At 42.2% G+C, this 25,451-nt stretch carries 29 protein-coding genes and 2 pseudogenes; all 31 read right to left on the bottom strand.

The genetic code is table 11. The annotated features are described in order from the left end of the window. Positions 1-306 precede the first annotated feature (306 nt). On the bottom strand, positions 307-447 hold the full coding sequence (locus H8S54_RS12570; protein ID WP_118582610.1) for a Maff2 family mobile element protein: 141 nt from the start codon (positions 445-447) through the stop codon (positions 307-309). A gap of 241 nt (positions 448-688) precedes the next feature. Beyond that, positions 689-1,498, bottom strand: a pseudogene (locus tag H8S54_RS12565) (VirD4-like conjugal transfer protein, CD1115 family); the annotation flags it as partial. Between the two features lie 32 nt (positions 1,499-1,530). Next, entirely contained in the window at positions 1,531-1,698 is a 168-nt protein-coding gene (locus tag H8S54_RS12560) for a transposon-encoded TnpW family protein (RefSeq protein ID WP_082398699.1), read from the bottom strand. 251 nt (positions 1,699-1,949) lie between these two features. Next, positions 1,950-3,302, bottom strand: coding sequence for a virulence-associated E family protein (locus H8S54_RS12555; RefSeq protein WP_174884193.1), 1,353 nt, complete (start codon positions 3,300-3,302; stop codon positions 1,950-1,952). After that, the gene (locus H8S54_RS12550; RefSeq protein WP_054332357.1) at positions 3,238-3,864 is read right to left on the bottom strand and encodes a CHC2 zinc finger domain-containing protein; all 627 of its coding nucleotides are present in this window, start codon (positions 3,862-3,864) and stop codon (positions 3,238-3,240) included. Before H8S54_RS12550 ends, H8S54_RS12555 begins: the two co-directional genes overlap by 65 nt. A gap of 66 nt (positions 3,865-3,930) precedes the next feature. Beyond that, positions 3,931-5,517 (bottom strand): MobQ family relaxase, encoded by a 1,587-nt coding sequence (gene mobQ, locus H8S54_RS12545; RefSeq protein ID WP_186901606.1) that lies wholly within the window; start codon positions 5,515-5,517, stop codon positions 3,931-3,933. A gap of 286 nt (positions 5,518-5,803) precedes the next feature. Continuing rightward, entirely contained in the window at positions 5,804-6,109 is a 306-nt protein-coding gene (locus H8S54_RS12540) for a DUF3847 domain-containing protein (protein WP_054332355.1), read from the bottom strand. Between the two features lie 86 nt (positions 6,110-6,195). Then, positions 6,196-6,753, bottom strand: coding sequence for an HD domain-containing protein (locus H8S54_RS12535; protein WP_004612915.1), 558 nt, complete (start codon positions 6,751-6,753; stop codon positions 6,196-6,198). 18 nt (positions 6,754-6,771) lie between these two features. Then, complete coding sequence (gene upp / locus H8S54_RS12530; RefSeq protein WP_004612916.1) at positions 6,772-7,389, bottom strand: uracil phosphoribosyltransferase; 618 nt, start codon at positions 7,387-7,389, stop codon at positions 6,772-6,774. 200 nt (positions 7,390-7,589) lie between these two features. Continuing rightward, the gene (locus H8S54_RS12525) at positions 7,590-7,880 is read right to left on the bottom strand and encodes a hypothetical protein (protein WP_054332354.1); all 291 of its coding nucleotides are present in this window, start codon (positions 7,878-7,880) and stop codon (positions 7,590-7,592) included. After that, positions 7,858-8,154 carry a ferredoxin gene (locus H8S54_RS12520; RefSeq protein ID WP_243176811.1) on the bottom strand — a complete coding sequence of 99 codons (297 nt, stop codon included), beginning with the start codon at positions 8,152-8,154 and terminating at the stop codon, positions 7,858-7,860. The genes H8S54_RS12525 and H8S54_RS12520 overlap by 23 nt, the downstream gene beginning before the upstream one ends. A gap of 109 nt (positions 8,155-8,263) precedes the next feature. Continuing rightward, a complete protein-coding gene (locus H8S54_RS12515; protein ID WP_054332353.1) occupies positions 8,264-8,536 on the bottom strand; it encodes a DUF6809 family protein in 273 nt (90 codons plus the stop codon). 17 nt (positions 8,537-8,553) lie between these two features. Beyond that, positions 8,554-8,901: a TnpV protein gene (locus H8S54_RS12510; protein ID WP_118208749.1), complete on the bottom strand. Its 348-nt coding sequence runs from the start codon at positions 8,899-8,901 to the stop codon at positions 8,554-8,556. Between the two features lie 2 nt (positions 8,902-8,903). Further along, positions 8,904-11,932: pseudogene (locus H8S54_RS19050) on the bottom strand (recombinase family protein). Between the two features lie 119 nt (positions 11,933-12,051). Next, positions 12,052-12,534: a PcfB family protein gene (locus H8S54_RS12500; RefSeq protein ID WP_117457903.1), complete on the bottom strand. Its 483-nt coding sequence runs from the start codon at positions 12,532-12,534 to the stop codon at positions 12,052-12,054. Positions 12,535-12,719: 185 nt separating this feature from the next. After that, complete coding sequence (locus tag H8S54_RS12495; protein ID WP_015541258.1) at positions 12,720-13,436, bottom strand: hypothetical protein; 717 nt, start codon at positions 13,434-13,436, stop codon at positions 12,720-12,722. 61 nt (positions 13,437-13,497) lie between these two features. Next, entirely contained in the window at positions 13,498-14,304 is an 807-nt protein-coding gene (locus tag H8S54_RS12490) for a hypothetical protein (protein ID WP_186901605.1), read from the bottom strand. Continuing rightward, entirely contained in the window at positions 14,301-14,675 is a 375-nt protein-coding gene (locus tag H8S54_RS12485; RefSeq protein WP_186901604.1) for a helix-turn-helix domain-containing protein, read from the bottom strand. The genes H8S54_RS12490 and H8S54_RS12485 overlap by 4 nt, the downstream gene beginning before the upstream one ends. A 162-nt stretch (positions 14,676-14,837) precedes the next feature. Beyond that, positions 14,838-15,125 carry a DUF6809 family protein gene (locus H8S54_RS12480; protein ID WP_015541255.1) on the bottom strand — a complete coding sequence of 96 codons (288 nt, stop codon included), beginning with the start codon at positions 15,123-15,125 and terminating at the stop codon, positions 14,838-14,840. Next, on the bottom strand, positions 15,091-15,477 hold the full coding sequence (locus H8S54_RS12475) for a DUF6050 family protein (RefSeq protein WP_186901603.1): 387 nt from the start codon (positions 15,475-15,477) through the stop codon (positions 15,091-15,093). Before H8S54_RS12475 ends, H8S54_RS12480 begins: the two co-directional genes overlap by 35 nt. Continuing rightward, positions 15,474-16,541 carry a DUF6017 domain-containing protein gene (locus H8S54_RS12470; RefSeq protein ID WP_186901602.1) on the bottom strand — a complete coding sequence of 356 codons (1,068 nt, stop codon included), beginning with the start codon at positions 16,539-16,541 and terminating at the stop codon, positions 15,474-15,476. Before H8S54_RS12470 ends, H8S54_RS12475 begins: the two co-directional genes overlap by 4 nt. A gap of 22 nt (positions 16,542-16,563) precedes the next feature. After that, on the bottom strand, positions 16,564-17,451 hold the full coding sequence (locus H8S54_RS12465) for a ParB/RepB/Spo0J family partition protein (RefSeq protein WP_186901601.1): 888 nt from the start codon (positions 17,449-17,451) through the stop codon (positions 16,564-16,566). Next, positions 17,444-18,220 (bottom strand): ParA family protein, encoded by a 777-nt coding sequence (locus tag H8S54_RS12460; RefSeq protein ID WP_186901600.1) that lies wholly within the window; start codon positions 18,218-18,220, stop codon positions 17,444-17,446. The genes H8S54_RS12465 and H8S54_RS12460 overlap by 8 nt, the downstream gene beginning before the upstream one ends. Before the next feature lie 11 nt (positions 18,221-18,231). Then, complete coding sequence (locus H8S54_RS12455; RefSeq protein WP_173765543.1) at positions 18,232-18,399, bottom strand: DUF3970 family protein; 168 nt, start codon at positions 18,397-18,399, stop codon at positions 18,232-18,234. 19 nt (positions 18,400-18,418) lie between these two features. After that, the gene (locus tag H8S54_RS12450; protein ID WP_118608517.1) at positions 18,419-18,853 is read right to left on the bottom strand and encodes a DUF6075 family protein; all 435 of its coding nucleotides are present in this window, start codon (positions 18,851-18,853) and stop codon (positions 18,419-18,421) included. A gap of 339 nt (positions 18,854-19,192) precedes the next feature. Continuing rightward, on the bottom strand, positions 19,193-20,131 hold the full coding sequence (tsf, locus tag H8S54_RS12445; protein ID WP_186901599.1) for a translation elongation factor Ts: 939 nt from the start codon (positions 20,129-20,131) through the stop codon (positions 19,193-19,195). A gap of 89 nt (positions 20,132-20,220) precedes the next feature. Further along, positions 20,221-20,961, bottom strand: coding sequence for a 30S ribosomal protein S2 (rpsB, locus tag H8S54_RS12440; protein WP_117854373.1), 741 nt, complete (start codon positions 20,959-20,961; stop codon positions 20,221-20,223). 223 nt (positions 20,962-21,184) lie between these two features. Continuing rightward, complete coding sequence (locus H8S54_RS12435) at positions 21,185-21,961, bottom strand: pseudouridine synthase (protein WP_117854374.1); 777 nt, start codon at positions 21,959-21,961, stop codon at positions 21,185-21,187. 24 nt (positions 21,962-21,985) lie between these two features. Then, positions 21,986-24,136, bottom strand: a complete 2,151-nt coding sequence (locus H8S54_RS12430; protein ID WP_186901598.1) for a DUF6449 domain-containing protein — start codon at positions 24,134-24,136, stop codon at positions 21,986-21,988. Beyond that, positions 24,114-25,013 carry an ABC transporter ATP-binding protein gene (locus tag H8S54_RS12425; protein WP_021926610.1) on the bottom strand — a complete coding sequence of 300 codons (900 nt, stop codon included), beginning with the start codon at positions 25,011-25,013 and terminating at the stop codon, positions 24,114-24,116. The genes H8S54_RS12430 and H8S54_RS12425 overlap by 23 nt, the downstream gene beginning before the upstream one ends. Then, the gene (locus H8S54_RS12420) at positions 25,010-25,381 is read right to left on the bottom strand and encodes a GntR family transcriptional regulator (RefSeq protein WP_186901597.1); all 372 of its coding nucleotides are present in this window, start codon (positions 25,379-25,381) and stop codon (positions 25,010-25,012) included. Before H8S54_RS12420 ends, H8S54_RS12425 begins: the two co-directional genes overlap by 4 nt. Positions 25,382-25,451 lie beyond the last annotated feature (70 nt).

The raw sequence follows: 25,451 nt of genomic DNA, 5'->3' as shown, positions 1-25,451 counted from the left end.
CACTACCGCAGTAGTGTTAAGAAAAAATTCATAATTTATTTTCTTGAATAGATAATGAAATGAGAGGGCTTCCGCAGCAGTCGGCACTGTGCGTAATGTGCATAACTTGCTATCTTATGGAGTTGTGGGAAAGTCCGTTTGCAGAATGTGGGAAAGCTGCTCTTTAGCTTTTCCATGTTCTGTGAACGGACTTTTCCATAACGGAATAGCAAGTTATACACATTTCCATGGTGCTTGTCGTTTGCTCTTTGGTTCGGAATAGTGTGGTGCTGGCGGTCTATCTCTTGTTTTCGGTTGTTTGCTTCTTTACTGTACATGAGCATTTGCACCCGGATTGTCCGTTCCATATCCTTCCAGCAGATTGATCACTCCCCAGGCTGCAAGTCCGGCTCCGATTGCACAAACCAATGTTTTTAAGGTCGTAATTGCCGTTGTAAAAAATGCCATAAGTGTACCTTTGGAAAACTTACATTTTCCAGTCCTTTCTTAGATTTTTTCCAGAAAGGGAAGAAAACACTATATAAACCCTGCCTTTTGTGCTACACTAAGCATAGGATTTTCTACTTGGAAAATCCCTCACACGTACAGTCGGTATATTCATTTTCGTCGATGGATACCGACTGTTCCTTTTTTCCAAATTATTCATGATTTCCTCCCATGATCCACTTCCCGACAATTTGTCGAGAAGTTACATCTGATACAATTCCACTTCATCCTCTGGTTTCAGTATCAGATTAGTACTCAGATATTTTTCAATATCAAAGGTATTCTTTTTGTCATAATCGGACAGATATTTGTAGTTTTTATGTTTGCAAATATCGTATTTATTTGAGAAAAATGGTCTGACACCTCTCACCTGCAGAATACATTTTCCCCCGTCCATGACTGCTATTTCATCCTGGCTCATCAACTCCTTTCCTGTTTTCTGGTAGTTCATTCCATAAGACCGCTGACTGCCTCTCGTATCCGATGTGTTATAAAGATCTATGGTTTCTTTTCCCAAAATCTCCGCTATTTCCTTTAATGTCGTTTTTTCCTTTCCACCCAGGAATAAGGTCGTATCACAGTTCCCTTCGATGGTATCGGCATTATCCTTATAAATTGCCTTAAGCTGAGACTTTGACTGCAAAATAATAGAAGCTGAGATTTCCCGGCTTCTAATCGTAGCAATCAGTTTTTCGAATTTAGGAATTTGTCCGATGTTCGCAAACTCGTCCAGGAGACACCGCACATGAATTGGAAGTCTGCCTCCATATACATCATCAGCTCTGTCACAGAGCAGATTAAAAAGCTGTGTGTACATAATAGAAACAATAAAATTAAAGGTATCATCGGTATCTGAAATAATAACAAACAATGCAGTTTTCCTGTCACCAACCAGATCCAGTTCCAGTTCGTCATAACTCATAAGCTCCCGCAGTTCCGCAATATCAAAGGGTGCGAGTCTTGCACCACAACTGATCAGAATAGATTTTGCTGTCTTACCTGAAACGAATTGTCAAGGACTTTTTAATCAAATTTACAAAAAGTTCACATCTTACGGACTTCATCACGAAGCATACGCTTGATTTTGTCCGCCATCGTCTCTGTTGCGGTCTCGCTGAAATGGACACGCACGATATAGGTGGTCTTGTCGATGGTCTTGCGGAAACAAGGCTGTGTGTTAGTGTTTGTGTTCTGAATTGTTGTTGCGTTCATTGAATACCTCCTTGAAATGAAAAAAGCCAGACAGGGTGTGTGGTCGGCAACGAAGTCCGGCAACGGGCTTCAAAAAACCTCGAACATAGTCCTATCTGGCTTATTTACTATTTTTACTTTTTTCTTTGATTTCTCCGTTGCTTTCGTTGTCAGAGAAGAAAACCCCTTGAAAATAAAGGACTTTTAAGAGATTTGCCCTGCAACGGGGTCGGCAACGGGATAACAACTTACTCGGCAACACGGTCATTTTTTCAGAATGGAAGTTCCATCTGTCGGGCTTCTTCCTCTGTCAGTTCTCGAAAACCATCCGTCAGATTTGAGCCTGTTGCCGATGGCTCGTTGTCGGGCGGTGGTATGCGTTCCCACCCTCGCTGTCTGCCGTACTTGGCGAAGCTGCGTGGATTGGAAAACGGTTTCCATCCCTCAATGCTGTTGTTCATGATTTCATTGATTTCTCGGATTTCCCATTGCTTCGGCTCGTCAAAAGGGTGGTTCAGAGCTTCTGCATAGATCAGCTTGGAGCAGACCTGTGTACCCTTGAAGTTATCAAGAAAAGACTGAATCAGTCCTGCTTTCGTGTCCTCCGGCATAAACTGCTTTTGCAATTCTTTCAGCTCCTTGTCCATATCCTTTGATAAGGTCAGCTTTAGAGGAAAGTTCTGATAGATGAACATGGCTTCTGCCCACATCATATCAATGAACGCTCTGGATGCGGCTTCATCTTCCAAAATGTGAACCTCTGCATTTTCGGGGTGTACCATGATAGGCAGAAATCTACGGTTGCCGCTTCGGTCAAGGGGCAGAAAGTCCATCGTATTGGAAGAACCGCCGAACACGCATTGTCGCAAGCGGTCTGCCGGATGGGTTTCATACGGCACTTTATAGGTTTCTTTCGCCCTGCTGATAAAGGACTTAATATCTTCAATGCTCTTAGCGTTGGCTGTGGCAATCATTTCCGACATCTCGATAATCCAATGTCCCTGCATTTTGCGGTACACATTGTCATCGTCAATCTTTTTCAGGTCATCGGAGAACCATTCATCTTTGACTGCCAGCAGACGGAAGAAAGTGGACTTTCCTGCACCCTGTCCACCCACAAGGCAGAGCATAACTTCAAACTTACAGCCCGGTTTGAACACTCTGCTGATTGCTCCCAACATGAACAGCCGTAATGCCTGGTAAGTGTACTCGCTTTCCTCAGCTCCGAGAAATCGGGGCAAGGCATAGCGGATGCGTTCTGTTCCGTCCCATTCCAGACCGTTCAGATAATCTCGAATGGGGTGGTATTTGTTGCTGTCAGCGATAATGGAAAGAGCTTTCTGTATTTTCTTCTCGCTGGTCAGACTATATTTATCTTCCAGATAGAGCATGAGATAATTTAAGTCCGTGTCGGTCAAGGTCGCTGTCTGCTTGCTCCACCAAAGCGGCTTCACAATGTCGATACGCTCCGTCAGAATGTTATATCGGACAGCACCTTGCAGAACAGGGTCATTCTGAAAGACGGTCAGACAGTTTCGTATGCTGTTCTTGATCGCTCCGTTATCGGTCAAGTCCAGACTTCCTCTGACTTCTTCCACGGTCATGCTCGGCTGTGTGTCCTGCAATTCGCTGTTCAAGTTTCATCACCTCTTTTCTCTGTTCGGCTACAAGAGCTTTCTTTTCTTCGGGAGTGTCATAGAGAAGAATATCCAGCAGGTATTCGATATAGCTTTTCTTCTGCAACGCTTCCACAAAAAGCGGATGCCACACTTCATCCGTCCGTTGTGGTGCGTATTGCTTTTCCCACTTCCTCAGAAGATGGAAGTAATCAGACAGCACCTTGTAGCAATGATTTTCTTCCTGCTGATATTTCTGCTCCGGGGTAGGTTCTCGTATCTTTGGTCTGATTGACGGTTTCTGTCTGCTGTCATAGCTGATACCAAAATCATCAGCTATCTTCATAGCGGCTTCTTTGCTCGGCAAGCCAAACAGTCGGGAAACAAAGTCAACTGCGTCTCCATCTGCCTGACAGCCAAAGCAATGAAAGCGGCGGTCAAGTTTCATGCTGGGGTTCTTATCATTGTGAAAGGGGCAGACCGCCATTCCATTGCGACCCACACGAATACCGTACAGCTCTGCCGCTTGTCTGGTAGTTACATTCTGTTTTACTGCTTCAAATACATTCATTGCATCATCCTTTCGGGAAACAAAAAAGGCACTCGACATTTTCATAGTGAAAACGGCAAGTGCCTGTTAAAGTTCCATATCCTGTTTTTTCTGTTTTGGTGCTTTCTGCACCTGTTTCTTCTGTTCCTGTTCGTACAGTAAGCGTTCTTTGAGAGAATGCTTCGGCTCTGGCTGTTTCGTGGCTGTCTGTTCCGGCGATAGAACCTTACCGACCCAGTAGCGAATATCCTTCATCGGCTTCAATTCCTCGTTGACTGCGGCAAGCTGTGCTTTCAGATTAGTATGAGAAATCTTCAAATCGTCATATTCTTTTTGCAAGGCTTTCAAGTCCACATTCAAATCACCCCCATGCTTTTTCAAAGTGCGGTATGCCTTGTTAAAAGCGGTAAGCTCGTCCTTGTGGCTTTCGGCATAGGCTTCCTTTCTGATTTTCCAGCCGATTTTGATATACTTGTCATGGACTGCTTTATGCTTTTCACAATCAGCGACAGCGTTCTGAATGGTTGTGATAGCTTTCATGCGGTTAGCGGCTGTCTGCATATCTTCACGAATGGCAGTAGCCTTTTCACTCACCCCTTGCAGAGCGATGTCCAAATCTTCCAGCGTGAAAAGCTCATGCCGTTGTAGATAGACGGTAGCTTGGGAAATGGTTTTCAAATCATCGGTCGTGCCTTTCTGCTGTCCGTATCTCGACCATTCGCTACGCTCTGCCTTTCGCAGATTCAGATAATCACGCAGTAGAACGGCAAGGTTCGGAGAAGCATTTTTCTTTGCTGCTTCATTCTCTGCAAGGACTTCTTTGGTAGCTTCCAGAATGTCAGCGATCCAGTCACGCAGATTTTTGATGGTGCTGCGGATAGCGTTCATCATGCGGTTAGCGGCTTTAATGTCTCGGTTCAGATTGCCGATGTTGGTCGCAATGCCTTTTCGCTCCAACGCAGAGACAGCAGTTCCCATGTGAACGGTTGGGATAATGTCAAGTCCCTGTCGCTCATAAGAACGCATATCAATCCGTTCTGGACTTCCGGCAAGCTCCAGATATTTGTTCTGAACAACTTCCCAGCCATGCCGCCATTCCTCGGCATGATACTGTTCGTTCCAGTCAACGGTATCTTCCTTATGGCTTTTCCATCTGCCGGAGGGGAGCTTGATACGCTCGCCGTTCTCGTCAAGGTCATAAACCTTTCGGCTCTTAGGCAGCCACTTTCCATTTTCATCAATGGCTCGCATGGTCAGCATGAAATGACAGTGCGGATTGTGTCCCGGTGGGTCGGGGTCATGGATTGCGAAATCACAACACATTCCCTTAGAAACAAAATGCTCCTCGCAGTATTCTTTGACCATCTGCGGTAATAGCTCCATCGGGACTTCTCTGGGCAAAGCGGCAACAAACCGCCTTGCAAGCTGGGAGTTCCATTGCTTTTCGATTTCTTCAACGGAGTTCCAGAGAGCCGCTCGGTCAGCATATTCGGGTGGAGCATTTGGGGGCAGCATGATTTCCGTATAGACCACTTCTTTCTTGCAAGTGTAGTTCTTGGTTTTCTGGTCATACTCGGAAAACAGCTTTTCTCCGGCTTGGTAGGCAGCTCCGGCAACCGCAGATTTACCTTTGCTTCGCTGTGTGATTTTGATATTAAAATGTGGTACTGGCAATTTGTGTGAACCTCCTTTCGGTGCAACAAAAAATGACCGATACTTTTCAGCAACGGTCAGGTGGTGGAATATAAACTTGCTGTCGGGGAATGATTGCTTGCAATCGTTTCTCGGCGGCAAGTCTACAAAGGGGTAGTTGGCAAAGCCAACGCAGGGGAAGTGTAGCTTCCCCTGGATGATTGGAGCAGACTGCGGAAATCATCGGCTCCCAGCATGGGGCTTTCGGCAGAACGCAATCACCATCTTTAGGTGGTGTATAATTGCGCCCTTTTTCCAAAAGGGTCTTTTAGCTCCCGTTCGGTTGCTCCGTTTCCTTTCGGTTCTCAATCAGCAAGTCCAGCTTCTTTTGAATCGCTTCGCTGTGGAAGATGAAAGTCAAAAGCTCCATCACATCATCATCGGTCAGAGTGGTTGGCTCTTTCAAAAAGGTTTCCAACATTCCGGCACGAGTGCAAAGGCGGTGGGTTCGCCCACTTCGGGTCAAACGCTTTAGTTCGCTCTGCAATCGTTTTTCCTTGTGCATGGCTGCGGTCAGCTTTCGCTCGACCACATATTTCTCACGCTCCAATTTTTCCAATTTTTCTTTACTCATAGGCAAGCTCCTTTCTCAATAATGGATAAAACAAAAGCGACCAACTTTTTACGGTTGATCGCCTTTGGCTTAGACAATACTTATAACTATTTTTCTATCTTTGCAAGTGTATCCTCTCGTATAGCTTGTCGTAATGTAGTAAGATATTCTGAAAAACTCACTCGGTCATCTGCATAAGTCAAATTTAATTTATACTCTTTCGGAATCCATGTAGATAAATCAGAAGCGTTATGCTGAATTAAAGCTTCCAAGCTATCAATAGCTTTATATATCTTAGCTTCGACAGTTTTTCTTTCTGTCATCTCATTATATAGAGCTTTCATTTCTTCTGCATAATAAGACGGTAACGTATCTATCCAGTTAAATAGTAAATTTTCTTCTATATCCTCATGCACTTGCTTTTTATCAAAGGTAGGAATGTCTCCTGTAAAGCATTCACCCAAATCATGAATAATACACATACGAATAACTTTATCCATATCAACATCTGGAAACTCATCCCGCATAAAAAAAGCCATCAGCGTCATCATCCAGCTATGTTCTGCTACACTCTCGTGTCTTCCTTTCGATGTATAGCAATGCCTTGTCGTATCTTTTAAACGCTCAGCGACACTTAGCGCATTTAATAATTCTCTGGAATTCATAATTTTACCTCCACATTATCAAATTACATATTCATTTTCTCTTACTCCATATAATCTATCTCCGGTATCTCCATTATACGGCAGTAAATACCCATCTTCTCTAATTCCGTCTGCCATATGGACTAAAAATAGCTTCACTTCTGGATGCTCCTTAAAAATTCGTTCTATTCCAGATTGACATCCGAACATTGCCATAATAACTACATTTTCATCTTTGAAACCATACTTTTTCATGTGTTCCAGTGTTTTCAAAATGCTACCAGCTGTAGCAAGTGCCGGATCTGTGATAAAAACTCTTTTACTTTCTGGTTCTTTTATCTGTTCAAATTCATCCCAAGCAACAAATGGTTTTAATGTATGCAAATTACGTCTCATGCTAATTCGTGCAACATCTGCTTTAGGCAACCTTTTTGTCAATCTATTTGACATAGACATTCCTGCTCTCAGTATTGGGATAATTACAGCATTTTCTCCAACATCATTTTTAGACACGGCATATGTTGATAATTCATCTGTTAAATCACCAAGTAACTTTGCATATTCTTCTCCAACAACGCTTAAATCAAAATAGCCTGATACTCTATTGCGTTCTTCGTATGGTATCATAACGAATAAATTAGGATGCTTATAATTCATATCAAAATCCTTCTTTCCGTATACAGCTTATGTTTATAATTTATAATTGCAGGACTATGTCCTTACTCGAAGTATATCATATCTGTATTTCTAATTCAACATTGTACACCTCATATAATCTGTATTTTTTAGCTAACAGCCAAAGAAAACATCAAGTGCAGACCCGACATTTTGACCGCAAATCAACCCAAAATGCTACATCATTCCATCTGGCTATTGAAACCGTTTTGCTTGGCGTTCTCGCTTGCTTTTCGTCTGCGTTCCTCGCTGTACGGCGGTTGCAGACGGATAGAAAGTCTGGACTTATTCAGCAGATAAGTCACACCGCCTTGCTCATGGGATTTTTCCAACTTGCAGAGGTCGGGGTGCTTTTTACTGAACAATGCCAGTCGCTTTCGCAGGCTGGCATTGTAGGTGTAGATATTGGCTGTGTCCTCGCCCTCATTAAAGAGGATGATTGTTTCTTTTTCATACTTCGTCAGCTTCGCCATAACATCTCTCCATGTGATGATTCCAGCAACTATCCATAATGACTGCCTTGTGCTGGTAGTATTCCTGCATCTGCAAACGCAGATTGTAGTAGAAACAACGATACCATTTGTCGCACTTTTCGTCACTCAACTTGACCGACAGCATATAAAACAGTTTCTTTGCCGCTGGATCAGGTGTAAGGGCAGCCACATAACGCAAACGCTCAACCGTTGCTTCACGGTTCGGGCAACCAAAGGTATACAGGGTTTTCATTTCATTCAGGTTCATTTTCATTCAAAAGTCCTCCTTGATAGTTGATAAAATAAAAGCGACAGATACTCAGAATAGAAATACCTGTCGCTTTGCTCACGATATTAAATTGTTGGTTCTGCACTTGACTTTTTTACTTAAAATCGGACAGTTCGTATATCTCTTTCATTAGCAGAACACCCATTGAAAGACCATACTTGAAATGTTCTTCGGTCTGCATGGTCTGGCAGTCTGCAAAATGGTCATTGAGCTTATCCAGCTTCGCATAATCTTCTTTGCTCAATGTCTGCTCAAAGTATCGCATGGTGTCTGCGATTGCCTGTCCAGCTTCCCGAAACTTCTCTGATTTCGGTACTACCGTTTCTGCCGGATAAATCTCTCCGTTGAAGATTGCTTCTAAAATCATAAATTCATGCTCCTTTCTCAGCAGTAAATCAACTCGCCCTTGATAGCTTCCTCAGCCTGTGCAACACAAGCGTTCATCTGCCGAACCCATTCGATTTGGTTCTCTGCTTTGAGCTGCTCCGTCACACCGTATGCCTTTGCAAGCTGCGGCACGATGATTTCCATACGCTTCTTGGCTGTTTCCTCAATCTCCGCACAATGCTCATAGAGGGTTTCATTCAGCACCATGTCGGAGAACAGCACCGGATTAGCCAGTCGCAGATACTCTTTCCGCATCCGTCCCCATTTTCCAAGACGGATATTCGGATTTTTCACTTTGATGTCTGGGATGTAGTAGTCCCCACATTTGATAAAATTCAGTTCCATGATTAAGCTCCTTTCTGTGGTGCGATTTTCGGCTCTAACTTCGGCATATTGCTGACAGGAATGAACACGCCCTTTGCTATATCCTCGGCTCGGAGAGCGTTTTTCTTTGCGTCCATTTCAGCCTTTTTCTTTGCTTTTGTTCTGTCCTCGTACTGCCTTTGCCAACCGCTGGCTTTACGCTTCAAGTAATTCTGATGAAGTCTGTCCTTGCGTTCCTCACGCTTGCGGATTTCCTCTAATTCCTCTGGGGTCAGCTCTACTTCCGCAAACTTCGGAGGGACGAAACGCCCAACGAAATTGAAGTAAATCTCAACCTCCTGCGTGGTCTGAATACTGCCTTTTCGGTCACGCTCATGCACAAGGATTTTTTCAACAAACTCATTGAGCATGGTAATGGTCAGCTCGTCAAAATTCTCGTATTTATCAATCAGAGCAATGAAACGGTCAGCGTCCTTTTCGTGCTTTTCATAGTCACTGATTGCCTTTTCCAGCGTGCTGATTTCAGCGGTCAACTCTTTCTGTTCCTTTTCGTATTGAGCGTCTAAGGTGGCATAGCGGCTGTCAGAGAGCTTGCCTAAGATGTTGTCCTCATAGATTTTGCAGAGCAGGACTTCCAGCTCGGATATTCTCTGCTTTGCGGTTGCAAGGCGTGTCCGCTGTTTCTTGACCTCTGCTGTCTGCTGGCTGGACTGTGCCTCCTGCACCACTCGGACAAACTCGGCTCGTTCATGCTTGGCATACTCGGCAATGGCTTTCAATAGGTCTTTTACCAGCTCCAACACAACACTTTCATTGATACGGTGCTGGGTCTTGCAGAGCGTCCCAACAGGGATTTTGCTGTACTTTGAACAGGTATATTGCGAAATGCGTTTGCCGTTGTTAAAGCGGTGGACATACATTTTGCCGCCGCAATCAGCACAATAGAGCAAGCCCGTCAACGGTGCAACATCGCCCCAGCCATCGGGATAACGGCGTACCTTGCTTCTGACTTTCTGTGCAAGGTCAAAGGTCTCTTGGTCAATGATGGCTTCATGGGTATTCTCAAAAATCGTCCATTCGTCCTCCGGCACATAATGGCTTTTCTTATCCTTGAAATGCTTTCGGGTCTTGAAATTGATGGTGTGTCCCAAATACTCACGCTTATCAAGAATGTTGCAGATGGTGGAAGAACCCCAGCCGTAAACATCTTTGAAAGTCTTGTTTTTGTTCACACCCTCGTTGAACTGTGCCAGATATGCAGAGGGAATGAGTACCTTTTCCTCTTTCAGCCTGTTTGCTATCTGATAAGGTCCCATGCCCTCAATCGTCATTGAAAAGATACGCTTTACAACCTCTGCCGAATATTCATCTACAAGCCACTGGTCTCTTGTCTCATTCCAGAGGTAACCATAGATTACTAAGCCTGTAAGATGCTTGCCTGTCTTGCCTTTTGCTTGGAAAGTGGAACGGATTTTACGGCTGGTGTCTCGTGCGTAATATTCGTTCATGATGTTTCGGAAAGGGGTAAAATCATCGTCCCCTCTGGCAGTATCAACGCCATCATTGATAGCAATGAGACGGACACCTTGCTGTCGCAGAATTTCCATGATTTGACCGACTTTCAGATAATCACGCCCCAGACGGCTCATGTCCTTTAGGCACAGATACTCCACATTCCCGGCTTCGACCTCTTTCATCAAGGCAAGAAATCCGGGGCGGTCAAATCGAGTGCCACTTATGCCATCGTCCGTAAAATGGACGATATTAGGAAGATTATGCTGGGCAGCGTAGTCTTCCAACTGTCTTTTTTGATTGGATATGGAGTTGCTCTCGCCATCCATATCATCGTCTCGGCTCAAACGCTCGTAAAGAGCAGTGATTTTCTCGCTTTTGCTCATGGTTTTGTCTCCTTTCTTCGGTATGTAAAGTTGTGTGTTCTAAGAGACTTCCAAATCATCTGATTAAGAAGTCTTTTAGAGCATACAACACCTGCAGCCAGCTTGTATTTTTTGTACTGCCTTACCGCAAAATGGTTCGGGTCTTTCTGCTCCAGTTCATCAAACATCAGATCCACTGGATTCTTGAAATTCTCATCATCTTCCCTGGCTTCTGACGCATTGATCATTTCCAACAGAGTATTAAAATTTTTTTCTTCTTCCCTGCCTTCATACCAGATATAACCAATCAGGGCACAATAATAGAGTTTTTCCGCCTTTACCCAAAAATCCTCACCCGATTGCTGCCCTTCACCTTTGGTATTAGCAATAATGGTTGTTACCAGTTTTAGAATATCTTTTTCACTGCGGATATATACAAATGGATTATAGTGCATGGATTTTTTGAAATTAATTGTATTCAAAACTTTGATTTTATACGGTTCGTATATAATTTTTCCCTCTTTGTCCCGCACGATTTTTCCATTCTCATCCGTCATCGGACTGCCTTTTGCCAGCATACTGCCAACTTCCAGAAGCACAGTTCCCTTCGGATCAGTAATCACATAAGAGCTGTGCATCTGCATAATGTTAGGCTTTACAAAAAATCTGGTTTTTCCAGAACCGGAACCGCCAATTACCAGAATGTTTTTATTCCTGGCGTATTTCGGATTCTTTGGTCTGCTTGACATAGTAAGACTCTCTGTTTCTGTGAGAATAATATTATTTTCAAATTCTGGATCCGCATATGGTCGTATATCTTTTTCTGTTCCCCATCTGGCAGAACCATACTCCACACCCAGCCGATATTTCCTGGCATTTTTCGTGCGGTAAATAATAACAAATTTTACAACCACGCCTCCTGCGATTCCCCAAAACAGATCCATATAATTCAAACTTGGCCAGAGATTCCGAAACGCCAGTTCAAAATAAGTAATAGTGTTCATAAATTTATCCCAGGAAGTTGCTCCGGTGTTTACCCGATACAGCCAGGCAATCTTATTGAAAAAATAAGCAAACATCAGATAGGGGAAATTAGCTAAAAACAGCTTTTTCTGATCTGTCCTCTTCAATTCACTTGCCTTATCCGTAATCTGATTTTTCACATCCGCAAGCATTTTTCCTGGGATACTCTCTGAAGAAAAAAAAGCTTTTCCAGATATTTTTCTCTTTTTCGGAGAGCCTCTGATATGCTGAACTTTTCTTCTTTTCTTCTTATGCTGCCGTTTTTTCTCCGTCATAAACTCTGCCCTCTGTCTTTCTGCTGTTCTCTTGCTCGTTCTCTGTTCTTTCCTTTAGACACAGCATCCTTAAAGTGCATAAGTTTTTTCATAATAGATGGTTTATCCTTTTTATTCATCTGTACACCCAAATATTTCTTAAATGCCAGATTCATCATTTCTGTATCCTGCCCTTTAAAGAACACATAGTAAGTCGGTGGCTTGGTCGAACTGTCTTTTTTCAAGGCAAAATCTAAGCGATATTTCTTCGCCACACGCTCAAAGGACTTGATATTTCCATCTGTGATTTCAATATTGGATAAACCAGAACCCTGGCTTTTCAGTTCTTTGTATGACTGTTTTCCAACCTTATAAGGATTCTTTCCTTTTTGTTTCTGTCCTGACAGATACTTCCGCAGCATATTTTTTAACACGTCGGCAGTCACTCTTGCAGTTTTAACCGACAATGCGATTGTTTTCTGAGTAACTTCTTCCTGCAATTTGCACGCCTCCTTTCGATTCTGATCAGCAAATTATGGTGGAACTAACAGATGGGGGAGATATATTTTCATCGGAATTTGGCTCCTTTCCACTTCCCGACAAATTGTCGAGAAGTATTCTTTAAAATATAAAAAGCCGGCTGATTCCAATTTCTAATAAAATGGAGCAACCGGCTACAAATTCTCTATTTTGTTTTTTCATTAATAAGCTGTTTTTTTATGAATACCAGCATTGAAATGAACTCAACTAACAACTCATATGCACTATGTATATCATCCGTTCCATATTCAACAATCCCATTATGCAGAATATTATTTCTAAACGGAATTCTTTTATCAATTTCCTTTGTATAAGCGTCAGTATTTGCAAACACTACATATGTAATTCCCATAACGTAAAGTTTTCCCACACTCTCAGAAGACATTCCCTCATTTTCATCTATAGACATTCGTTTTACTATTTGTTTCACTTTTGAATAAGGCTGTTTCGTGTAATTTAAAGTATTATATATTAACGGTTCTATATGTGATAACAATATTACTAATTTTTCACGTTCACTTATGGACGGATTGCTTATAATACTTTTTATATAACAATGTAATTTATTTTCTTGCTCATAATACTCCATAAGTTCTTCTTCCGCATCTTCTTTATCAATAAGCCCATAACTGTCTACCAACCACCAGACATCTTCATAATTCAAATCATAATTACTTAGTTTTTGAACGTTTGCAAAAAGTTGCGTATTCTTAACATCATCTGGTATATTTTTTAAAAATTCTGTCAAACTTCCAAATAAAGTATCTGGTATATTTTGTGAGAAACGACTTATTTTTTTTGAAAACTCAAGTAACACATCACCCAATTTATCTGTATCTATAAAATGATCTTCTTTATTCATCAGACCCTCCCTCTACTTATTTGTTCAATTTATTTTATTATAACCAATCATACTTATTCTGTCATTTATTTCTTAAACTCAGTAATAAATATACAGTACTGAATTGCACATACAACTTTCCTTCTTCCCAATCCATCTGATCCATCAGTAAACACTGAAATAATACATCTACATCCTGCAATTTATAAATCCGATTGCACGTTTCTGACAAACCTTTTAATTCCAGAACCTCTTGCATTGCGTTTCGTCTGTGCATAAGACATTGCAAGTATAATGCTTCAAGATGTTTCTGGCTGAAAATAAGTGCTGTCGTATCCTGTTCATTGACTGTACATTTACGTTTTTCTAACTCTTCCTGGGAAATATCCAGAAAACACCGGATATTTTCGACATATACATCACCATCAAATGTTGGATGCTTTTTCTTAATCCATCGTTTCGCCGCTACCTCCATATTCTTTCTGTCTCGATCAGATCTGGCACTACGGAAATTCAGCCTTTTGCCCATTTCTGCATAGATATTACTTTTCACCTGCCGATCTGCCAAAGCTGCGTATTCTTCATTGCGAAAAAAATAATCTAAAAGTTGGTTCATCTTAGCCTGACTATCTACCAAATGATAACATTCTTCGGAAAACTCCAAACCCGCAAATGCAACTGGCGCACTTCCTTTTTTGATTTCTTTTTCAATCACTCTCAAAATGTCTCTCTTTGATTCCATTTCTTGCTTTCCTTTCTCTTCTTCAATTTTCTGATTCTGTTCACAGATCATCAATAAGTTTTCATCTGCTCTTTTCGCTGTCAGTGTTAATGAATAACAAACCAAAACCAGAAACAGCGATATCAATGCACTTCCTACACCAATCATAAAAACTTTTCCCCCTCCAATACATGAAGCAATCCGTCCCACTTAAAAAACGGACTGATTTTTTTCAGCATAGCAATCAAGTCCGCTTCATTTTCTATTTCAATATCCAAAAATTCTATTACACTAATTTCAAGTCCATTCGCAATTTTCTTTAATTGTTCTACTTTCGGCTTTCGTATGCCTATTTCATACTTCCGAATTGTATTCACATTAATTCCTGTTCGTTCTGCAAGCAGCTCCTGCGATAGCCCTCTCTGTTTCCGAAAATAACGAATCTTTTCATTTATCTCCATGTCTTTCATCTGTTGAACTTCTCGACAATTTGTCGGGAAGTTGTTCCCTTTCCCAGTTTTCTTTTCCTTCATATCCATACATAGATATTTCCTCATCCAACAGCCTTGCAACCATAAAGCAACAACACAGCAAAAACAAAAGCACTATTCCTGCCATAATAATAATTATCAAATCAATCACATCTCATTCTCCTATGTAAGCGGTACAGAAAAAGCAGCCTTGACAGACTGCTTTTTCAATCACCATATTCTATTTTTGTTCTCATGTAAAAAGGCTTCCGAAATTGTGCGAATCCCAAACGCTAATCCATCTATGTAAGCGTCTCTCTGTTCTGTTTGTTTAAGATTTAAAGTATATTCCTTGTAATCCTCAAACATTGCCTGCAGATCCGGACTCATTAGACTTATCATTTCCTTTTCTAATGTTTCACACAGTTCCTTTGTCTCTTCATAACTTTTACTTTGTGTTTCACATTGATTCATTGGATAAATGCTATAATACAATTTTTCCAGTTGCTTTTCGCTCATTTTTGATCACCATTTCTTTCAGTCTTTTTATGATCCATATAATTCCAGAAATGCCGTTTTTTAGCCAAATGCCTGCTACAGCTAATAATCTCCAGGCAAGAACCCCTATTCCAATCAAACTTCCTACCATCAGTTTAAGTACCACCAAACCAAGCATTTCCCCTGTCCCCACATTTCTTGGAACGACCAACAAAAACATTTTCTGGATTCCGAAAGGTATTCCCACAAAAAGCAATAATTTTCTCCAGTCTAATATTTCACCATTCATGCACATAGGGTGAACAATTAAGCAGATAATCATAGCTATTGCACCAGGAATTATCAATTTTGTTATAATTCCTTTTCCTCTCATATGCCACCTCCGTACATATCATGATTTACTTTTGCCTGGTAATAATTGCCTATTGTCGTTATTGAATTCATAAGACAGGTAAGCAAGTACGCTTTTATGTTCTTTACTTCCCTGGTATTCTCATGCAGACAGTCAAGTACATACTCTATGTGGCTTTCTTCCAGCAACAATAATCTGCTTTTTACGAACTGATATGGGTATTTCACTCCACTGATCGTAATATTCTCCCGTTCTATGCTGATTGTTTCCACAATTAGTGCCACAATTTCATCCAACTGTTGCTGTTCCCCTAGTCTGCATCGTTGTACAAGACAGTCATATTCAATATTTCTTTTTACAAGTGCAGTATTCATCTGGAATAACTCCATCTCTTCCATCAAATCCATTGATTGCTGTTCGGAAGAATCTGAAAGATTGATAAGATCAGTATTACTTCTGTCAGTATTACTAATATCAGTATAATTATAATTAGTATTATTAGGGTCGGTTTTTCCGACTTCTGTAGTTCGGTTTTTCCGAACTCTTGACTTCGATTTTTCCGACTTCCAGACTTCGGTTTTTCCGAACTCTTGACTTCGACTTTCCAGAACTCCAGACTTCGGTTTTTCCGAACTCTTGACTTCGGCTTTTCCGACTTCTTGACTTCGGTTATCATTCTCTGCTGAATCTAATACTTTTTCTTTTCTATATACAAAGCTCTTTACATAAATAATTGTTGGTTTTCCCAATCCTCTCTTTACTCTTTCAATCAAACCAATTCCTTTATCAGTATCTAATTCTGCAAGAATTTTCACACCTTTGTCTTTTCCGCAATTCATATATTCCATCACTTGTTCCAATGTAAATATGATATAAACTTTCCCCTCATTGTCCACCCAATTATTTCTGATAGACAAAGCCATTCTGTCCAGCATCAGCCCATAAAGAACCTTTGCATCGCTGGACAGATTACGGAAATATTCATCTGTGAATAATACTTTGGGAATACGGTAAAAAGCAAACTGTTCCGATTCATAATCGTGAAAATAACCAAACTCTATTTTTGTGCTTTCGGATTTTGCCATTTTGCTTTCCCTCCTTCCCTCGTTATTGGCTTTTCTTCCAGTTATCAAGCAGTTCATAGATAACCTGTTCAATCTGTTCTCTGTTATATTCCTTTGGGAAATACTTTCGTATTTTCTTTTCAGTTAAAGTAACTTTTCCTGTCTCTGTTTTCTTTTCATTCAGAATAAGCTGTACCGCTAATTCTGTCAGATTACCTTCATCGCTGTATTGCTTCAGTTTTGTTGCCATTGAACCTGTAACAGAGCTTGCTCCAGACACTATGCAGTCTTTCACCCAAATCTGCTCCATTTCTGATAAATAGGTTAATGAAACACCTACTGTAAAATTAATCTTTCCTTCATCCAACAATTTCAGCAATTCCGGAATAAGACAGGTCAAACGTATGTAACGCTGAACGGTTCTTCCACTGTCACCTGCAGCCTGTCCAACCAGATCTGCACTGTCAACAGAAACTGCGTTTTCCTCTTTTATGCCCTGATGTTTTACTGCATCCATCTTCATCTTATAAGCATATGCCTTTTCGCTTGGAAGCAAATTTTCTCTCTGTATATTAGAATCCACCATAACGATTACGGCTTCATCATCGGTATAGTTCCGTATGAGTACTGGCATTTTACTTTTTCCAGCCAGTTCGCAACCACGTTTTCTCCTGTGACCAGCGATTAATTCATATCCACCCTCTGGACGAGGACGTACCAGTGCCAGATTCAAAATTCCATAATTCTTAATACTTTCTACGGTTTCATCCATTTTTTCATCATCATTTACATGAAATGGATGATTTTTAAACGGATATAACTCGTTTAGTGACACTTCAACCACCTGATTGAAGCTATTTTGTTCAGCTTCATTGATTCCAAGCAATTCATCATAAGAAGTAAGCTGAATTTCTTTCTTAGGTTTACGCATGATTCAGCACCTCCTGGACAAGTGCCTGATAACTGTACACACCTTTTCCTTTTGCATCGTAAGAAAAAATACTGACACCTTCTGATGCAGTTTCGGCAAGAGCTTCTGTTCTTGGAATCGTTTGATTGAAAATTTTAATCTCTGCTCCATAAGCATCTCGCACTGCCTGCTTGTTTCTCTTTGAGTTGTTATAATGACAACTGTCCATAGTAAACAAAATTCCCTCAATCTGTAAAGCTGGATTGAATCTCTGATGAATTCCTTTCACAACTTTCAGCAATTCCATAAGTCCATCTGCCGCATAATATTGTGGCTGTACCGGAATCAATACACTGTCAGCTGCAGTAAGGGCATTGATTGTCAACATTCCCAATGAGGGCATACAGTCAATTAAAATATAGTCATACTCCTGTTCCAGAAGTTCCAAATACTCCTTTAAAACTTTTTCTCTGTCCTCTACTGTGAACAATGACATATCCATTCCCGAAAGTAGTTTGTTAGATGGAATCACATCTATTCCTTCTGCATGATGTAAAACGGCCTCCTTGGGATCAAACTCTAATCCCATGATAATATTTTCCATCATTGTTTTCAGTGTCACTCTCAAATTCTTTGGAAATCCAAGTCCCATTGTCAAATGTCCCTGTGGATCTGCGTCAACCAGTACAACTTTCTTTCCTTCCTTGGCCAGTCCTACTCCAAGATTGATAGTGGTAGTGGTCTTTGCCACTCCACCTTTCTGATTTGCGATTGCGATTACTCTGCGCATAACTTTTCCTCCTAATGTCTGATTCTTTCGACGTCTACATACACACGAAAATATTTGTTTGTCCCCTTATTTGGATAAGGCTCTGATATACTTAAAATTTCAAAGTTACTATTCTTTTCCAATATTTTTCGAAACCATTTCAGTTCATTTGTTGTTCCCTGTAATCTGATTTTCAGCATTTTTGACCTCCAATCATTTTTAGGAGCAATATTCCGGATAACGTATCTTTATTGCCTCCCAAAAGAATTTTGCATACCCACAGCAAAACAGATCTTCTACTGTATAACAGCTGCACTCCGATAACTGCTTTTCCGCATCTTCATAGTCATAGACACTGGGTGTACCGTTGCAGTAGAGATTAAATGCCATGCGTACAACTCTGACACTACCACTTGTCTGCCATCCTTCCTGCAGACATTCTGGCTTCACACTGCCATTTTTAAAATCATAAATTCTGTTAACGTGTTTTCGTGTATCTCTGTCGATTCCAAGACAATATACCAATGCTTTGTGATATACATCTTTCCATCTGCATTTTGGCAGATATTCCAAATAGAACTCCTTATGTTCTTTGTTCATAAAAGTTATTGTGCGAGCATCCTCGCCAGCTGCACCTATCGCTGTACTTGCCATACTGATCTCCTCCTTATAAAATTGGTTTTTAAGTTTATAATTTGTTTTTTGAAAATTATGGTGATCTGATGAAACCGCTGATAATTTGAGTAACTTCGCTGAAGATTGCAAGCCTTTGCTTTTACTCAGTTTTTCCTTACTCAATACTCAATTTTAGAAGATTCTTAGTGATTTCCAGCGATGCTTGGCGGTATTTAGGATTTTTTTAGAAAAATATAGAAAAAAACCCCGAAAACCTTATAATCACTGTGAAACGTAGTGTTTATAAGGCTTTCAGGGCCTTTAAATACTTAAATTTAGACTTATTAAAATAATATAATGAAAACTTAAGCTAATGGATTACATACCCATCTGCTTTGCAACTTCCTCAGCGAAGTTCTCTTCCTTCTTCTCGATTCCGTCGCCGGTCTCGTAACGAACGAATCCTTTGATAGTGATCTTAGCGCCGTTCTCTTTAGCAACCTGTGCTACGTAGTTTCCAACGGACTGTTTTCCGTCTTCTGCTTTAACGTAAACCTGGTCAAGAAGGCAGATCTCTTTGAGCTCTTTCTTGATACGTCCCTGGATCATTCCCTGGATAACCTTCTCCGGTTTCTGGGATTCCTTAGGATCGTTCTGAATCTGAGCCATAAGGATTTCTTTCTCATGCTCGATATACTCAGCGCTTACTTCGCTGTCGCTTGTGTAAAGAGGTTTCAGAGCTGCAACCTGCATTGCAACGTTCTTAGCCATCTCTTTCACAGCGTCGTTTACAACGTCTGTCTCAACGTCAACAAGAACGCCGATCTTTCCGCCCATATGTGTGTAAGAAGCAACGAAACCATTCTCCTCTTTCATCTGAGCAAATCTACGGATGTTCATGTTCTCGCCGATAACTGCGATCTGAGCTGCAAGAGCTTCTTTAACAGTCTTAGTGGTATCAAGTGTCCATGCCTCTGCAAGGAATCCCTCGATATCAGCTGCTGTAGTTGTCAGAGCCTGAGCTGCAACATCTGCAACATACTGCTGGAATTTCTCGTTCTTAGCAACGAAGTCTGTCTCGGAGTTAACCTCAACAACAACTGCGCTCTTTGAGTCCTCAGCAACAAGTGTCTTGCAAAGACCCTCTGCTGCAACACGGTTTGCTTTCTTCTGAGCGGTAGCAAGACCTTTCTCACGAAGGAACTCTACTGCTTTATCCATATCGCCTTCTGTAGCTGTAAGAGCTTTCTTACAGTCCATCATACCAGCGCCGGTCATCTCTCTTAACTCTTTTACCTGTGCTGCTGTAATAGCCATTTTACATTTCCTCCTGATTGATAATGTGTGGTAAGAATCCGGCAGGCAGCCATAAATCACTCATGGCTGTCATCCGGGAGTTTCTTAAATTATTCCTCTGTAGCGAACTCTTCAGACTCAGCCTGGATCTCGCCCTCAGCGTCTGTCTGTCCCTGGTTTGCTTCGATAACTGCGTCAGCCATCTTGGAAACGATCAGTTTTACAGCACGGATAGCATCATCGTTACCCGGGATTACGTAATCCAGTTCTTCTGGATCACAGTTTGTATCGCAGATTCCGATAAGCGGGATTCCAAGTGTATGAGCTTCCTGTACGCAGATCTTTTCTTTCTTAGGATCTACTACGAAGATAGCATCTGGAAGTCTCTTCATCTCTTTGATACCGCCAAGGTTCTTCTGCAGCTTGTCTAATTCTTTTCTTAAAGCGATTACTTCTTTCTTAGGCAGAACATCGAATGTTCCATCAGACTCCATGGTCTCGATCTCTTTCAGCTTTGCAATACGGCTCTGGATAGTCTTGAAGTTGGTAAGCATACCGCCTAACCATCTCTCGTTTACATAGAACTGTCCGCAGCGCTCAGCCTCTGTCTTGATAGCGTCCTGAGCCTGTTTCTTAGTACCAACGAAAAGGATGTTTCCTCCGTTAGCTACGATATCAGCGATTGCATTGTAAGCATCGTCAACCATTCCTACAGACTGCTGTAAGTCGATGATGTAGATACCATTTCTCTCTGTGTAGATGTATGGAGCCATTTTAGGGTTCCATCTTCTTGTCTGATGTCCGAAATGAACACCTGCCTCTAAAAGCTGTTTCATTGAAATAACGCTCATGTCTTTTTCTCCTTTTGGTTAAATTCTTCCGCACAGATCTCTTTCCTATCGGACCCAACCTCACACCGTCAGGGCACCATCCATGGGAATCTCTATGCGTGTTTGATGGTTTACAACTTTTGCATTATAACATGACAAAACCCTCCGTGTAAAGAGGGTTTTTGCAAAATTTTCCGCTATTTTCAGGCTTTTTTCCTTTTATGCAAATATTCTGCCGGGCAGACTATCTGCCTTCTTTCAGAGCTGCCAGTTCCTCTTTTGTCAATTCCCGGCACTGACCTTTCGGGAAATCTTCCGGAAGCACCAGCGGCCCCATGGACATTCGCTTCAAATAGATCACCGTTTTGCCAAGCGCTTCCATCATGCGCTTCACCTGGTGAAAACGGCCTTCGTGGATGGTAAGAAGAATCTCGGAACGCCACTTAGCTTCTGATTCTGTGCTTTTCACCGATGCAGAAGGCATCTGTACTTCCCAGGTTTTCAGGATCTCCAGCTTTCCCGGAAGGGTCAGCTCCTCGTCTCCGATATCCACGCCTTCCCGGATCTTCTCTATATCCTCCGGCACCACTTTACCTTCCGTCACAGCGAAATAAGTCTTGTCCACATGCTTTTTCGGGGAAAGCAGCTGGTGGGCCAGCTGGCCGTCATCTGTAATAAGAAGCAATCCTTCCGTATCTTTATCAAGGCGCCCTACTGGAAAAAGATTCCGCCTGCTATCCTTTGGAACCAGCTCCAGAACCGTCTTCTCCCTGGTATCCTCTGTGGCGCTCACATACCCGGCTGGCTTATGCAAAAGATAGTACATAAACTCTGCCCGTGCCCCAAGGCGCTCTCCGCCCAACTCCACCACATCGTTCTCCGGGTCCACCTTCAGTTCCGGCTTTTTCACCTTCTCACCATTTACCTGAACCATTCCCTTCTGGATCAGCTTCTTCACATCTGTTCTCGTGCCGGCTCCTGAATCCGCCAGAAATTTGTCCAGTCTCACTGCTTTTCCCATTTATTATCCCTTACCTTCTATCCTTTATTCCTCTTCTAAAACTTCAAAAGACAATGCCCTCTGTGAATCTTCTTTCATAAATTCCGGAACATCCTTTTCCAGAATTGCCCAGGATGCCTCCGATTCCACACCACCAATCACAACCTTCAGGCTGTCCCAACTTTCCTCTTCTCTTTTTTCCCAGAATGGTACCAGCTGATAACATCTCAGAACTTTTTTCAGTTCCTTCAGCTGCTCTGGCTGATCGTAAACGATTGGGGATGAAACTTCATTGTGGTATTCATCCATATAATATTGTACTTCCACAGAACTCAGATCCACATCATCCATAGAGATAGGATACCCTGTTTCCTTCAAAATTTCAACTGTCCTTTTGAACTGCGGAAATACATAGAAACATGGGGAAAAATAATAATTTCCTGTCTGCCCCGTTCCCATAGCGTTCACACTTTCCACAAACGGCACACCAGAATAGCCAATACTCAGGCCTGCACAAGGTTCCCCTGTCAGCACCTCTGAATCCGCTTCTTTGATATCCTGTCTCAAAGCATCCACCAGCAGCTGCTTCTTCGCCTTATTATCCTGGAAAAGGGAAATCGACTGTCCCGTAATAAAATCACATTTCACCTCATCCACATATTTGTCATCCAGTTCCAAAATGGAATAGTACTCTGACTTCAGGGTTCCCTCAGTCATGCCCTCTTTCCACAAATTCTTGATATCATCCAGGCCCACCATATATTTACGATAAACAACACTTCCGGATTTCAGATCATACCGCACCTTGATTCCTAATGTATTTCCAGAAGGATCCCACAGATTACTGGACCACATGGAATGGCTGTCCTGCAAAATTTCTTTGTAGGCTGCCTTGCTCTCTTTTGCAAGTTTTTTCATGATTTCATAAATATTCTGGTCAACACCCAGATCATTTCCCACAGAATCCCCTGAATCCAGCATGGTGACAGTGCCGTCCTCATTTACTTTCACGTTATAAGCAATTTCCCAACTGTTATCTGCAGATCCGATCGCTATATTTTCAATCTTATCATAGGAAGGAATATATTCGTCATATCCAGTCAGATCAAAAAAGAACACACATGCCACAAGGGCTACACAAACTCCATTCACTGCAAACTGAAGCTTATGGGAAAAGAATTTCCGGAAATCCCTGTAATAAATAATTTCCATAATACCGCCAGAAAGAATCGTTCCAAGAATCAATCCAAAAATCCACCAGATCGTTCTGGAACTGTCATTTGACAGCATATAGAAAACAAAGCCGATTCCAAGACCGCCTGAAACCACCACCAGGAATTTTACAGCAGTGCCTGCCCAGGGAAAAACAAATGCCATCCCCGTTCTTTCTGATTTTCGGTGTACAAAAGCGCAGTATCCAAGGCCGCCAAGCACAGCTGTCACCAGAAGCACCGCGATCAGCATCCCGCCATAATTTCCTTCTGCATATTTTTTCACAAAAGTATAGGCAAGGGCAACTGGTGAAATCAGTTCTTTCAGCACCTTCACAAGGCAATAGGAACTCTCACTGCGGGTATAATAAAATGCCCTTTCATAAAGATCCAGCAGCACAGAAAACACTGGCCCATAAGCTGCCGCAGCCACCAGAAGCAACGCTCCCATAAGCAGATGTCCTGTAATGCAGATCACCAGCACAACAGAAAAATACAGCAGCAGATACAGAAGCAGATGAAATACCAGCATAACAAATGCCATTCTCATCAGATGCAAACTGAAAAATCCCCGCATTGCCCCGATACACACGCTGAAAAATTCCATCACCAGATAAGGGAGCAGAAAGTACAAAAGGGACTGCAGGCTTTTGTACCAGAACATTCTGGAGCGCTTCACCGGAAGACTGTGGTAAAAATCAATTTTCCTAGGGGAATACAGATACCAGAACTGGCTGATCCCGTTAAACAGCGCCGCAAGAGCAGCCACCGCAAGACCACTCACCATAAAGCCATTCCGCCATAAATTTTCATAGAGGAGGCTGATCTGCTCGGCGGTGTACTCCATTCCGAACCAATTTCCCAGCATGATCAGCTCCGTCACCGGAAACGCCAGCAAAAAGCCGATGGTGACAAATGCCGGAATCCAGATCATTCCTTTCGATGAAATTTTCATATAACGGCTAGAATAAATTTTTGATTTCATAGCCAGCCACCTCCGTTTCGCTGATAAAAATTTCCTCCAGAGTCAGAGGAAGCACCTCCATGAAAAGAGGATTTTTCGCCTGGACTTTCTCCACGATTTCTGATCTGGTTCCCCTTGCCGTGATCATAAGAAGGGAGCCCTGATGCTGTACCTTCAGCACCTGAAGTTCTTTTTCCAGTTCCTTCTCCTGCTGCCTGCCTCCAAGAACGCACTGGATCTTGTGGATATGGAATTTCATATCCTCCAGGTCTTTGGAAAGAAGGATTCCTCCCTTGTGCAAAAGCCCCACATGGTCACAGATATCCTCCAGCTCCCGCAGATTGTGGGATGCGATCACAGGAGTAAATTCCCGGTTCATGATCTCTGATGCAAAAAGGCTTTTCACTGCCTGGCGCATCACCGGATCAAGACCGTCGAAGGTCTCATCGCAAAGAAGATATTTGGTGCCGGCACAAACGCCGATGATCACAAGAAGCTGCTTCTTCATTCCCTTGGAAAATGAGGAAATCCGCTGCTTCTTTTCCAGATGGAACTGATCCATCAGTTCATGGAAAAGCTTGATGCGAAACTCCGGGTAAAAGTTCCGGTAGAACCGTACCATATCCACCGCTGTATAGTTCGGTGGAAAATAGCTGTCATCTGAGATATAGAAAAACAGCTTCTTGGCTTCCTCATTCTCGTACACAGGCAGATCGTCGATAAGAATTTCTCCCTGATCCGGTCGGATAATCCCTGCCATCATCCGAAGCAGAGTGCTTTTCCCGGCGCCGTTGCTCCCTACAAGACCGAATACTTCCCGGTCTCCAATGTCAAGAGTTGCTTGATTCACAGCCTTTGTCTGACCAAAGGCCTTGCTGCATTCCCTGACTTCTATCATGACATTCCCTCCTTGTAACATTCCCTGATAATGTAGATCAGCTCCTCTTCTTCCATTCCCATTGCTTTTCCTTTCTGGATCAGGGATTTCAGTTCTCTTTTGTAAGCATTTACGCTGGCCTTTCGCACTTCCTGGCTGTCTGCAATAAAATTCCCCTTCCCTTTCACCGGGTAGATCAGGCCTTCCTGCTCCAGCTGCATATAAGCCCGCTGTATGGTGTTGGGGTTGATGGATAAATCCATCGCCAGCTGCCGGACAGAGGGCATCTTCTCCCCAGGCTTTAGCGCCCCGTTCAGGATCAGATGCCGGAATTTCTCCACGATCTGTTCGTACAGCGGTCTTCTGTCCTGATAATCCAAAACGATCATAGACAGGCTGCCTCCTTTTTCTCTTTTTAATAAAGTCTCGGTGTGCTTATGTGTATTAATACGTTTAGTA

It is taken from the genome of Blautia segnis (assembly GCF_014287535.1).
In the GTDB taxonomy this organism is placed as follows: Bacteria; Bacillota; Clostridia; order Lachnospirales; family Lachnospiraceae; genus Blautia_A; species Blautia_A acetigignens.
The sequence above is the reverse complement of the archived record's forward strand: the minus strand, read 5'-3'. Positions and strand labels throughout refer to the sequence as shown.